Annotated in this window: 10 protein-coding genes; 3 read left to right on the top strand and 7 right to left on the bottom strand. The window is 42.6% G+C overall.

Annotated elements, in window-relative coordinates; all coding sequences use genetic code 11:
- Window positions 1-529 precede the first annotated feature (529 nt).
- From GWR21_RS03930 to GWR21_RS03915, 4 genes are all read right to left on the bottom strand, one after another.
- Window positions 530-3,028 carry a DUF262 domain-containing protein gene (locus tag GWR21_RS03930; protein ID WP_162330482.1) on the bottom strand — a complete coding sequence of 833 codons (2,499 nt, stop codon included), beginning with the start codon at window positions 3,026-3,028 and terminating at the stop codon, window positions 530-532.
- Entirely contained in the window at window positions 3,019-4,818 is a 1,800-nt protein-coding gene (locus GWR21_RS03925) for a DUF262 domain-containing protein (protein WP_162330481.1), read from the bottom strand. The genes GWR21_RS03930 and GWR21_RS03925 overlap by 10 nt, the downstream gene beginning before the upstream one ends.
- A 796-nt stretch (window positions 4,819-5,614) precedes the next feature.
- Window positions 5,615-6,421: a hypothetical protein gene (locus tag GWR21_RS03920; protein ID WP_162330480.1), complete on the bottom strand. Its 807-nt coding sequence runs from the start codon at window positions 6,419-6,421 to the stop codon at window positions 5,615-5,617.
- A gap of 14 nt (window positions 6,422-6,435) precedes the next feature.
- Complete coding sequence (locus tag GWR21_RS03915) at window positions 6,436-6,966, bottom strand: hypothetical protein (protein WP_162330479.1); 531 nt, start codon at window positions 6,964-6,966, stop codon at window positions 6,436-6,438.
- 722 nt (window positions 6,967-7,688) lie between these two features.
- On the opposite strand from GWR21_RS03915, the gene GWR21_RS03910 reads away from it, so the two are divergent.
- From GWR21_RS03910 to GWR21_RS03900, 3 genes are all read left to right on the top strand, one after another.
- Window positions 7,689-8,009 (top strand): LytR/AlgR family response regulator transcription factor, encoded by a 321-nt coding sequence (locus tag GWR21_RS03910; RefSeq protein WP_162330478.1) that lies wholly within the window; start codon window positions 7,689-7,691, stop codon window positions 8,007-8,009.
- A gap of 218 nt (window positions 8,010-8,227) precedes the next feature.
- On the top strand, window positions 8,228-8,797 hold the full coding sequence (locus tag GWR21_RS03905) for a hypothetical protein (protein WP_162330477.1): 570 nt from the start codon (window positions 8,228-8,230) through the stop codon (window positions 8,795-8,797).
- Window positions 8,798-9,051: 254 nt separating this feature from the next.
- A complete protein-coding gene (locus GWR21_RS03900) occupies window positions 9,052-9,423 on the top strand; it encodes a hypothetical protein (RefSeq protein WP_162330476.1) in 372 nt (123 codons plus the stop codon).
- 197 nt (window positions 9,424-9,620) lie between these two features.
- On the opposite strand, the gene GWR21_RS03895 is transcribed toward GWR21_RS03900, so the two are convergent.
- The 3 genes from GWR21_RS03895 to GWR21_RS03885 are packed head-to-tail and all read right to left on the bottom strand — an operon-like array spanning window position 9,621 to window position 13,498.
- On the bottom strand, window positions 9,621-10,667 hold the full coding sequence (locus GWR21_RS03895; RefSeq protein WP_162330475.1) for an agmatine deiminase family protein: 1,047 nt from the start codon (window positions 10,665-10,667) through the stop codon (window positions 9,621-9,623).
- The gene (locus GWR21_RS03890) at window positions 10,667-11,542 is read right to left on the bottom strand and encodes a carbon-nitrogen hydrolase (RefSeq protein ID WP_162330474.1); all 876 of its coding nucleotides are present in this window, start codon (window positions 11,540-11,542) and stop codon (window positions 10,667-10,669) included. Before GWR21_RS03890 ends, GWR21_RS03895 begins: the two co-directional genes overlap by 1 nt.
- A gap of 57 nt (window positions 11,543-11,599) precedes the next feature.
- A complete protein-coding gene (locus GWR21_RS03885) occupies window positions 11,600-13,498 on the bottom strand; it encodes an STN and carboxypeptidase regulatory-like domain-containing protein (RefSeq protein WP_162330473.1) in 1,899 nt (632 codons plus the stop codon).
- Window positions 13,499-13,510: the final 12 nt, after the last annotated feature.

Here is a 13,510-nt window from a genome sequence, read left to right as displayed (position 1 = left end):
TTGACATGGATATTACTGATCATCTTCTCGCTGCTGTCCTTGTATAAATGGATGGTCTTATTGAGGAGAGACGTCATTTTACTCATCGATCAATATGGTATGAAACATGAAGGGGTAATGATGACGTGGGATAAGATAGTTGATTTTGAAACGATTACTTATCGCGATAGTGAAGTTGGATCATATACCCATCTGATAATGAATCTTTCGAATAGTTGCCTATCTGTACGGATTCATCTCAGTGAGTTAGGTACGGATGAAATACAAATCAGAAAATGGATTGACTCCTATTCCGCATTGCCTGTTGACCGCGGACATAGCATAGTATATTGATTTATGGGCGAGGGGTATTGAAAATATGGCGATTGCCAAACTGATTTATATAAACCTTATCCGGAAAATGTTGTTTTCAAGCTAAAATTGATCATAACAGTTGGGGGCAGTACCCCCAAACTGTAAAGGGTGAAGTTATTAATACAATTATATTACATATTACACCTGGGCCGATAGAGGGAGCAAGTACATTTCGTCAGGTTACACTATGTATAGTATGAAGGTGCGTACACAGCATTTCAATTTCTTCAAATATTGAGTCAAAACTTTTTGCCTTTGAATATCCACCATGTTCATCGTCCGGGTAGTTGAAATCAGCCTTTTCCAAAATGTCCAGAATGACATCATCATACGAAGAGATGTCATCACCAATCCCATTTATCAGCTTAAAGTTTATGAATATTCTGTCTTTGTTGAAAATGTTAATGCCGTAAGCTTTATTCCCATAATTCAGTCCTCTGAGCGCAATTCGCGGAACTCCGGTATCTCCATAATCTTCCTCATAATGGACGGAGTCAAATGGGCCAAAGTGCCGGCCTTCCATTTTTTCTGTAAAAAGATGGTAGGTAAGTAACTCATAATGGTAGGTCAATTTACTGTTATTTAGCAGACGGATTTTTTCATAATTATTTTCAACGCGTATAAAACCCTGTTTGCAAACTTTAATCAACTTTGCGTTTGTCACAAAGTACGCCCGCCAGTCATTGGGTACGTCGCTAATAATTTTGATGCAGGACGCCTGAAAATTCTCCGGGTCATAACGGGCATCGTCGAATACATCTTTAACCAGTTTTCGACGTTTTAACAGTAAATCATTTCCAGCATCAGACCTGCCATTCAATCTTAGCAGCCGTTTCCAGCTATAATCCCGCATATTGTTGGAACTATGCAGGAAGTTTTTCCGCCAGTAAGTTGCATCGATCAGATAGTCGCCCTTCGTCAGTACTGATCTTTCCCAAAGGTAATTATCGTCTTCGCTGGCATTGCGGTTATTCAGATAGTCAAATAATGAAAGAGACTTGCGCATGTAGCATCTGAACGTATCATAGAATGCCTCGTCTTCTTCCGGCGTCCAGTTACAATGCCTATTGGTCACATAATAATCAAGTATACCACTAAACTCTAGTAAAAAGCCTATCTGTCCTCTTACAAAAGGGTTCTTTTCTATACTCAGAATATGTTCTGACCAGCGAGGTCCTTTGAGGATCAGGCAGGCCTTTATTTTCTCTTCTTCTATCTGCTGACTGTAAAAAGAGCCCAGTTCGGCTTCTCCGCTGGCCAGATGCTGAAGGATGTTCTGCATATGTGGCGCTAGTTTTTCTACTTCTCTCATTGCATTCGCAAGTGTTCTTGCGTCATCGAAATCGCTGTTTTCAGTCAAATTATAGACAACCCGCATCCATTCGGAAAGTCCATCAGTAGCAATATTTGCTGTGATATATTTCAGAAACGCATGGAATCTGATCCTATCGAAGTTTCTGAGATCATGGAGGAATGCTTTTTTTAGTATGTCCTGGTGAGCATAATGAAACTCTTCAGGCATGTGAGCAGGTAATACTGTTGGGATCTTCAACAGACAATCAAATGAGGAAATAAGAGATGTAATAGCCCTGGGCTTTAGGACCCCCAGGGTTTTATAAATGAAGAAAGATAAATTCTTACTATATTCAGGATCATTCCTGATATCCTGGGTATCCAGTAATATTTTGAGGTTTCGATCTTCAAATCCGGCACCGCAGGCATATTCATTTGTAAGTATAACACGTATAAAATTCATCATATGCTCGTCCGAGAAGCCTGGTTTCCCGTCATTGAGGGATCGGGACCAGAAAAAATCCAGCCATTTGGTATCGATGCTATGGGCGAAATATTCATGAGCTGACAGTTGGCTTTTTTTTCCACCTGACACGAATTCCCAGCGCTGATCGTCATTTGCAAACAGGTCGTCTATCTCTTTTTCAAGTTTGGCTTTAAAATTCTCAAATGGAGTGAGCTCTTTGCCTCTCGAGTTCATTTTGATATACAGGTCGTCTGTCAGGTGTAGTTCTCCGATATCAAGAAACTGAAATGTAATGACAGGAGATGCTGTCTGGATCAGTCTGTCAAAGAATGCTTCCTTATCATCGAACATCTCATGAATAGCATCCAGCATGGTTATCATCGATCTGATAGTGGGATCATATTCCCAGGATTGAAAGTACCAACCCGCGTTCATGATAGTAGCAGACAGCCTACGACCTTCTTTCAATAGAGAGAAGTCAATATCATTTATTAATAATGCATCGCAAAACTCCCTGGCGCTTGCGCGGGTTTCGTATGTAAATCTTGATCTCCGACCGTCCAGTAACCGATCACGCAAGAGCCTGATATTTCCGCTCAGATTACCCAAATACCAGTGGAGCAGAAACAGGGTAGTGAGCCGTTGCTGCCCATCGAGTGGAATAAGCGAAGGATTTCCCTTTGCCGGTCTCGTAATACTACCATATACAAAGTCAAGGTCTCTATTGGGAATGTTCTCTTCAAGATAACCATGCAGTGTTTTGAGGAACTGCGTTCTCACCTCATGAGCAGACTTTCTTCCCTGTGCATAGTCACGTTGAATAATTGGGATCTCAACATTTAACTGTTCAGTAGCGAACAGTTGGAAAAAAGACAAACGTTTCCCTTCATTAATCTTTATTTCATTTAGTTGCATGGTACGTTGTTTTTCTTTTGAGGTAGATACTTTTCCAAAATGCGGTTAATTGAATGGGTATAGGATATTGCATCGCTTTCTTTCCAGTGCATTACGTCTCCTAGTTGATCTGAATAATACTTCAGGAATACATTCTTGGTACAGATTGGCACAAACTTTCCGATACTGTCATTCTCGATGATACGTTGTCTCTTAATAGGGAAAAATGCATTTTTGTAACCGCGGTTAGTATTTGAATCAAGTAGGGCCAGATTACCTATATTATCCATATATTTGTTGGTTGCCTTAACACCTTCCTTAAACCGCTCTGCTATTTCATTTTTCACATTGTCAAATTCACGGTCGTTAACTGTTTCTTTCGTATACAGTTTGAATAGCCGCTCACAGATACTCCTGTCCCGATCGTTCAAACCAATAAAAAGGACGCTTTCCGGCTGCTCATTTTCCACGATAGTATCTATGCTTTGCCCTGAAAAATAGGTTATAATATCAGCCATCCATTCTTTTCTGTAACGTTTGTCGATGTCTTTTTCTGTTTGAGAACTGATATGTTCAATGTCCCATCTATTCATTTTATATAAATTGAATGGGAATCTGCTATCTCCCTTAGAGAGCATCAAAGTGCGTATATTGAAAAGTAATAATACTTTTTTAATCTTATCATTGTCTGCACCGTATTCGAGGTCCTCAATGTAGAAGTTAACAGTATCCTGTATTTTTTGATTTAGGATTTGAACAAAGCTGTCTTTAGTTTGGTTATCTGCAGTTTGCTTTAGTGCATCGATTCTATATTCGCAACAAATCAGGTATCCAATTAAATGATAGAGGTCGTTATTATTAAACCATTCTTCAAATACCTGGAAGTAATTTTTGACCCTTATCCACATCGCGCCAACGTCTACATTGTTATTTTGATCCTTGATAAGATTCCTTTCATTAATAAATGAGTAAAACGTATAATAATGATCATGTTCTGGTTTCCGGTCAAACATTCTGTCGAAAAGATACTCTATCCGGTTTTCATATGCCGATGAGTCAGAGGAATCATAAATAAAGTACCAGAAGTCGTCCCGTTGAAGCATTTTCTCAATGTAGTCCCATTCGGAGGCGATCTGAATTTGTTTAAGGTTAGCCTTTTCAGGACTGAAATGGGTTTTTTGTAAAAGATAGGCTTTGATCAATTCTGCGTTTGTCAATGCAATTTTGCCAATATTGAGACGGGTGAAAATATCAATGTGATTGGCAGTCTCTGCATGTTCCACTTCGTACCAAATTACTTTTACATTTTTCCCGTCTTCATCATCATTCAATAACGTTTGTTGGAAATTAATTTTTGCATTTGGTCCTTTCCCTTTAAACCATGTATCGATTGCGTGATAGGCCTCAATCATGTAATGATAATCAATATTATCTGCATGTTCCATGGTATGTAGGTTTTCAACGAACCGTTGACTTTCAGGTCTCGTCTCATAGGAGAGGACAAATTTAAAATATTCAGGATCTTCTGTGAGCGTTCTTAAATAAATGATAATGAGTTGAATGGTGGTTAGTCTTTGTTGTCCATCTATGACAATCCACCCTTGGGGTGACTGGGCAACAACCAGCGGTTGAAGGCAATAGAATACTTCCCTTTGGGAATTATGATTGTCAATCCTGAACTTCCATATATCTTCCAGCAGGGCTAATACCTGCATCTGAGTCCACCGGTATCCTCTCTGATAGGCAGGGACGTAAAAACGCTCACCACGGAGCTGACAAACCGGTTTTAGTATCAATTTTGTGACGGCCATGAAATTGGGTGATTGTAGTGGTTGTAACGAAGTATTTCTTTAACTGAAACGTATAGAGACGATTTGAAGCTTAATGATAATACAGGATGGAATATCCATACTACTGTATGGATCAAATAAAGCTTGCTATCAGCCTATAAAAGGCGATCGTTGCCTGATATAGCAATAGTATCCTGGATCTTTAATTTTGCTTATTTATAATCTTAATGTTGGTTAAACAGACCAAATTTCAAAGGGACATAACGTATTGGGATTGATTAATTATTACAAATAAGATAAGTTAATACTGCAATTAATGATTTTTTTATGGAAAATCAAAATGATACTATTGGAACGTATTTACCGTCTTGGTTTTATTCAAAGAATGCAGTTTCTTCGGAAATAATCAGGCTCCTGCTTTTTCCCGATTTGTAAGTATCTATTGGTCTTAGTAGCTTGCTGATAAAGGTGTCAGTTCGTTCAGCCAAAAGAGCTTCGCACCGCTGCCTTGACGAACTAATTACTGTTTTAGACTCCTGGTACCAATGTCTAAATTCAATGTCGCTATGCCTTGCCTCTTTCTCTTCGGTTATATTGTGCTCTACTATTTGATCCAGTATGTCATAGTATCGATTAATAATTTTAATGCCGTAGCTTCATTAGAATTGTCATTATAGACTCACCGCACTTGTTCAGCTGCACTAGTTCTTGATTCTACATTATAGCGCAATTATATTATTGATGTGTCAGCATGACATCAGGTGCTATGCTGCTATTTGGCTAGTGTCTAACGTAATCAACGTTGTTGCCTGAATTATCAGAAGTTAACAGTGTCGCCCAGGGATGTCGTTCTACGGTTGGGATATAAGTTTTTTTCTAATCCGGCCATATTTTGCAGAAATAAATTTGCATTTTTGTTTTTAATGTTGTCGTTAGACAATTTAAAATCCTTCAATTGCATGTATTTGTTGTCATAGTCCTTAAGGAATGCTGCTATGTCGGATCGGATTTTTATGTCGAGGTTTGCAATGTCATTATAATCTTTCTTTACCATTAAAAGCTGAAATTCAGATGCGGCCAGAAAATAAGCTTCGTCGGATAATAGTAGATCGCTTTTGAGTAAGTTAAGATTATCATAAGCCAGTTGAATAGAGATTGAATCATTCGACATCAGTGAAAGAGTGCGTTTTAAGTTGACAAGTACTATTAATTGTCTGTCGCATATATCAGCAATATTCACCACGTTTTCTTTACTCCATGCGATTGAAGTTATTTCACCTCCTACATCGTTGGCCCTCTTATAGCCTGCTTCGATTCTATTTAGGTCAATTTCTATGAATGAAATGTTTTCATTACTGGGCCTATTTCTGAACCCTTGTAAAAACTGATTGAGAGTAGACATTGCTGTTGTTGAGTATTGCTGCTCGAGTCGGGGAGTCCTTTTATCGTCCTTTAGGATGGAGCTGAGATTTATGATAGAGGAATACGTTACGTAAATGCTGCCCCACGGATATTTACCTCGTAAATTGTCGAGTTTTTCCTGATCTATTTGGGCATTTGCTATGCTGGGAATGAATAGCAGTATGATGCTTAATGTAAGTAGGTCAATTTTTTGATGTGGCATACCTGTGTAATGTTTTAATTTAACGATTCTCCCAGGACGATCTTTGCTGTTCTATTGCCTGAATAACTAATATTCCCAGTATATGTATGGCCTGTATAGGATTTTTTTATGCGAATTTCAACGAGACTAACTTGTTCTGGAAATATAACGATAACACTATTTCTATCAATGAACCTTGTGACAGATAATCCCTGCGCGGTTATAGGAATATCTATTGCACCATCCCAGTCTAAAGCAACAGGTTCATTGTGCTCATCATATATTTGAAAGACGGCTATCTTCTCTTCGGGTTTCGCCAGGTGGGTGACTAACAGTAAGGCTCCAAAGCAAATTGCACATGCTCCTGCTGTAGTGAACACAAAACCTGGCAATTGTAGTTCAAATCTTGATGTAGCTTCGGCTCCTAGCAAGAGGCTGGGCAGAAAGCAGATTAGGAAATATAGGACTATCCTCGGAGTTGGTGCATACACCACCCCAGGAGATAGGGCAACATAGATTCCTAACGAGAGAATCGCCACAATTACTATTATTTTTAATGTGTTCATATGGGATTATATTATCCTAAATTAGTGGTATTAAGTATGTTGTACAATACCAACTAGTTTGTATTTTTTTCTCGCTGTCAGCTATATGATAGGGTTTTGAGTGATGAATTAGGTAAGTTGCAATAAATAGTACCATCCAGCCTTCCCTTGTTATAAATCACGTAAAACCCGCCATCCCGTTTTCCCAGAGTTTACCAAAAGAACGATGGCAATAACAAGTCCTTTATCTATCACAAAACGGAGTACATCCGTATCCGACAATCAGTTCATCCTCAAAGAGTACCAGAACAATCTATAATAGTAGACAATGGCCGCCATGTAGTCGCGTTGGTTGCTGGGTAATATATTAATTTTCAATGTTTTACTCATTTTATTGCCTCACTGTTTTTTGCTAATTTTTCAGGAAAATTTTTATCAGATTGATCTTTAAGCTGTTATTTTACTTAAACTTGTAGAAAGAAACCTTACGTGTATCACAGATGATCCACGTATTAACCCTCGAAATTAAATGTATAAAATGCTTTATTTGATCAGACCCGTATCAGTAGTAAATTTCATTGTTAACTTTTTCCTCCTTCAGTACCGTTTATCCCACCTGACTTCACAGCCACGACTACGACTATACCTACTATCCGTCCTACGACTACCTGTCCTACAGCTAGCCCAATACTCAGTTTCCTACCACAATTATTCTTCAACATCTAATTCTATTATTAAGAAATATGGGACGTCCCCTGCTTTTCGTTACCAAGAATGGCGTAAATGAAGCGATCCAGGATGAAGAGATCGTTTATTTTTCAGTATCAGATAACTACGTTGAGTTTAAATTAACCGATAACCGCAAATTTAAAATAAGGTCCAGCCTGCAGTTAGCCCAGGAACGTCTTCCTGCGGAATCATTTTGCCGTATCCACAGAAGTTACGTTGTGCGTCTAAACCATGTGCGGCTGATTGGCGAAACGGTGATCATGAAAAATGGCGATGAACTCCCTATCGGCAGGGAGCATAAGGCTGAGTTGCTCAATCACTTTGAATGCTTCTAACACTATTTTAGAATATCCGCCCCCGGATTTATGCGGTTTACGTACATGATTTTGCAGTTCACGTACATAGCGTAAGATCGGGGTAATAATCAGCTTAACATTGTGTCAGCAATCGCGATCAAGGGGCTGCACCTAAGGCAGGAGTGAGGTGCCTCCTGTTTGACCTGGTGATCATGATTGTGATTAATCAACTTTTTAATCACGAAAACTGCATCACAATGGCATATGTAAAAAACAACATCTTCGTTAGTGGCGTATCCGGCACTATCGGTAAAAAGATGAACTTCCGTGTGACGAAGCGTAAAACGATCGTTGGTATCAAACGTGGTCCAAGCACCACACCACCAACAGCTGCACAACTGGAAGCACGCGAGAATTTCTTCACAGCCACGCTGTACGCACAGGGGGCCATAAAAGACCCTGTCATCAAGGCTCAATATCAGAAAGCAGCAAAAGGAGCGCAAACCGCTTATAACGCCGCCTTCCGGGATGCCACAAGTCCGCCCGTAATTGATGATGTGAACATCGGCGATTACAAGGGCGCGGCAGGTGATCTGATCACCATCAGAGCGAGGGATGTCATTACCCCGAAATCAGCAATAGTTACCATCTTCTCGCAGGCTGGTGTTGAACTGGAGCAGGGAGCTGCCGTGCTGAAAGAGACAGACCGGCGTACCTGGATCTATACTGTAACTGCCCCTAATGCTGCCCTTACCGGCACACGCGTGGTCGTAACAGTAACGGATGTACCGGGCAACAAGACGGAGAAGGACGTCATCGTTTCCTAAACACTAACCGTGCTTCCGCAAAAGCAGGACGCTCTTCCCTGGTGCAAAAATTCTCATTACGGCAGAGGATCTACAGGGGAACAGCGCGGAAGAAGTAGCGGCCATTTTTTAATATTTGAAAAGCTGAAACAGCCGGGCATTATCGTCCGGCTGTTTTTTATTAAAAGGGGAAATCTCCTGTTTTTTCAGCACACCCGATATGTTACCTTGCAGGCATCAACGAAACCTATATACTATCTAATTATTATTTCCATATGAAGCAACTATTTATATCCATATTGTTCCTCCTACCGGTATCAGCATTTGCCCAGGAGAAAGTCGAACAATATTGTGAAGTCGTGGCACAGGCAAGAATGATGAGTAACAAAGTCACCATTGACGTCGACTTTGGAGAAGAAAGAAGATTATTCGAAATGAAAGATCACCGCATAAAAGATGAACTGGGCAAAGTGAAGAAATTTAACTCTGTCGTTGATGCGCTGAACTATATGGGCGGCATCGGCTGGAAGCTCGTCAATGCGTTTCCTATCACAAGCAGTACAGGCACCAACGTCTATCACTTTTACTTTAAAAGGGAATTCGATAAGTCCGAGTTAGATACAGACAAATCAACCGAAACCAAATAGATCTTGCAGCGCAAAAAACAAAGTAACAGCCTTTACAACTGTATTCCGGAATAAAACATGCCAAACTCAAAACAAGCATTAACAATATGCCATAAACGAATACAAACGAAATAACGCAGATCGCGAATCCGCTATCACAAAAAAAAAACAGCACCACGGAAACCCGTGGTGCTGCCCGAAAGAATTATAAGAAAAATCTATACCGCAGGTTCCTGCTGGCTCAGGCAGTGAAAACTGCCCAATCCCCAGATGATCTCTGTAGAATCAATTCCAACCACCTCACGGTCTTTAAAACACTCGCTGATCACCTGTAGCGCCTTGTCATCATGCTTACAATTGAACACCGGCACGATCACATGCTTGTTGCTAATGTAAAAATTGGCGTAGGAAGCCGGCAAACGCTGATCTTCGAACACTACTGGATCTGGCATCGGCAGCTCCACTACATTCAGCTGCTTACCATTCAGTAAACGCATCTGTTTCAGTTCTCGGAGATTTTGCTGCAGGAGCTCATAGTTCTCATCCTGTTTATTGGACTCGACGACCGTCAGCACCGTATCCTCATTCACAAAGCGGACTGTGTCATCAATATGACCATCAGTGTCATCCCCGATGATCCCTTCATCCACCCACAACACCTGGTCCATACCATAGAAATCGTGCAGGAACGTCTCGATCTGCGCCTGATTCAGGTGCGGATTACGGTTTTCATTGAGCAGGCAACAACGTGATGTCAGGACAGTGCCCTTACCGTTGAACTCTACGGAACCACCTTCCATGATAATACCAGGATGGTAGACTGGCAGGTTGAAATGCTCCGCAATACGCGTTGGTACTACGTCATCCAGGTCAAATGGAGGATATTTACCGCCCCAGGCGTTATAATTCCAGTCGACGATGACCTTCTTCTTCTCCGCCGGATTGATCAGGAATGCCGGACCGTGATCGCGGCACCATGCATCATTCGTCGGGTTAAAATAAAACTCCACCTGGTTCATATTGACCCCCGCTCTTTGGAGATGGCCAATAGCAAAAGCCTTCATGGCTTCATCAATCACATTGATACGGACGATTTCACTCTCCGCCAGGTATTTCACGAACTGGCTGTAATAGGGATAGATCGTGTGGATCTTTCCGGGCCAGCTGGCTTCTTTATGCGGCCAGCTCAGCCAGGTTGCGACATGCGGATGGAATTCGGCAGGGAAGAAGTATCCCTGCTGTTTCAAAGTTGGTTGTCCGTTCATTATGCTTCGTCGATAAATCTTTTGGTGATAGGAGCGTAGGAATCAATTCTTCTGTCGCGTAAGAACGGCCAGTGTGTACGGTATCTGTCAGTCTTGGACAGGTCCAGTTCCTGCACGAATACCTCTTCTTTTTCATGATCTGCCTGGTAGATAATAGAACCAAACGGATTGGCAATGAAGGAACCGCCCCAGAATTTCATAGCGCCTTCCTGCTCGAAACCTACACGGTTTACGCTCACTACGTGTACACCATTGGCTACTGCATGGCTACGCTGGATAGTCTGCCAGGCATTGTATTGCTCCGTATTGGTCGCTTCGTCCTGGGATGTAGCCCAGCCAATAGCAGTTGGGTAGAACAGGATCTCTGCACCCATCAGTGCGGTGATCCTGGACGCTTCCGGATACCACTGATCCCAGCAGATCAATACACCAATAGTGGCGAATTTAGTTTTGAACACTTTATAGCCAAGGTCACCCGGCGTGAAGTAGAATTTCTCGTAGTAAGCCGGATCATCCGGAATATGCATCTTACGGTACTTGCCCAGGTAGCTGCCGTCAGCATCCAGCACAGCAGTCGTATTATGGTAGATACCCTGCGTACGTTTCTCAAACAGAGAAGCGATGATCACCACACCCAGCTCACCTGCTACCTGCTGTAAAGTCTCGGTAGACGGACCAGGAATAGGTTCTGCCAGGGAGAAATTATCATAATCCTCCACGTCACAGAAATAAAGGGAAGTAAACAATTCCTGCAAACATACAATCTGCGCGCCCTTAGCTGCCGCTTCACGTACCCGCTCTATTGCCTTGGCGAGGTTATCAGCCTTATTGCCATTGCAGGACATTTGCACAAAACCTACTTTAACTTTTGACATTACCTGAGTTTAATTTTTAACTTTTTAAAAATTGAAGCTGCAAAATTACCAAATAATCTAGAAAAACCCGACGCCTATATGCCAGCCAAACCAGGCAGTCACTCCGCCACCTAATGTAAACGGACTGTAATGCGGTGGTACCCTCGATTCATAGGCCGGATCGATCTCGTCCAGCTTGTCACTGTAGTAGATCGTAAAGGACGGGCCGCCATACAGTGTCAGGTATTTGTTCAGCCGGCGGTTCCAGGCTGTCTGTAACCGGATGATAGAATTGGTATCATTCCAGCTGCCCAGGTAAAGGGACTGTGAGGTAAGTTCCACCGTGATCTCCGACCGGGGAGACACGGTGAAGGGGTGGCCGATGCCATATCCGAACGTATATGCACGTTTGTCGCCCAGTTTCATCCCTGCCAGCAGCAAACTATACAACTTCCGGCTACCGGACCTGTAAGCGATATTGACGTCAGTGAGCTCATTATTATACACCAGGACCTGGTGAAAGCCCTTTCTGACAAAGTTAAACACACCAAAGCTGAAGCCATCAGAAGAATCCGCATAGTTCACAAAGCCGATCTGTACGCCTTTTAGTACTTTGGTGTAATTGATCAAGCCTGATAGCTGTACGCCACTCGTCGTATCGAGGCTGACATTGACAGCGCCCGCTACCTGGGTCCCATCACCTCCTGTGCGGTAGTTGATCACCCCAGCGATCTGTGCTCCGTCAACCTGTTTACGGCCCATATTCACAGCACCCGCTATCTGAGCCCCTTTAATGTCGCCCCAGCCGACGTTAACAGCGCCAGCGATCTGTGCGCCATCTATACTGTCCCGGCCAAGGTTCAGGAAGCCCGCTACCTGAGCGCCCTTCAGGCTTCCTCCCGCATTGTTGAGGATACCGCCTATCTGCACTCCCTGTCCATCACCACCTGCCTGGTTATAGGTACCACTGATCTGGGCACCATGGAAGCCATATTTCAATATATTACTGATACCACCGATCTGCACCCCTTTCAGCGAATCCATGATATGATTATGGATGCCTCCAACCTGTACACCGGTGAAATGTCCGCCTACTATATTAAAGATCCCTGCAAGCTGGACCCATTTCACATCCTTCTGGTCAATGTTGAAAACGCCCGCTATCTCGACACCACTCAGACCTGCCGTATAACCACCGATCAGGTTCATAGAGAACTTATTCACTACCTGGGAGCCTATCCTTCCATGGGTGCCAATAGCAGGGACAAGGGAGTACTGGTATGGCTGACGGGTAAAGAAGTCGCTCAGGTTGAGACTCTGCATACGCTGGCGGGAAGACAGGAAGAAGCGTCCGAAGAAAGTCTGCTCTACATGGGTATGCTGATTGACATCTACCACGGTCAGTTGTATAGGTGCAGCAGGCTTAATGCTGGCATTCATCTCCTGGTCACGCCCTGCCGGTACCAGCATGACCGTATCGCGGTACAATTCCTTGCTGACGGTTAGCAGGGCCGCTGTTCTTTCCTTTTCACGCAGGCGCAGTTTAAAATAACCCTGCTCATTGGTCAGTGTTGAGATCAGCAGCATACCGTCGTATACGCTGGCATTAGCAATAGGCTGGCCGGTGACGGCGTCTTTGATGTATCCGCTTACCACATACCACTTCTCTTTGGATGAGGTGCCGGGTTGTATGATGATCTGGTTGCCTATTTCACGGAACTGAAAATTGCCCTGGAACAATATGTCCAGCACCTGTTTGACGGACCGGTTACTGACGTTGATCGTCACAAGACTATCATCATGAATGAATTCTTTCACATAAGAAAAACTGAAATCCCCCTGCATCGCCATGTTATCTAGTACTGCGGCAAGGGGCTTACGGTCAGCGGTCAGTGAGACCGTTTTATTAAGCAGGTTTTGGGCATAGCTGGTATAGCCTCCAAGGAGGAATGCTACTAACACGAATAGTCGTTTCAACAGAACAGTTTT

Origin of the sequence: Chitinophaga agri (genome assembly GCF_010093065.1) — a bacterium.
GTDB lineage: Bacteria > Bacteroidota > Bacteroidia > Chitinophagales > Chitinophagaceae > Chitinophaga > Chitinophaga agri.
This window is presented reverse-complemented; position numbering and strand designations above follow the sequence as displayed.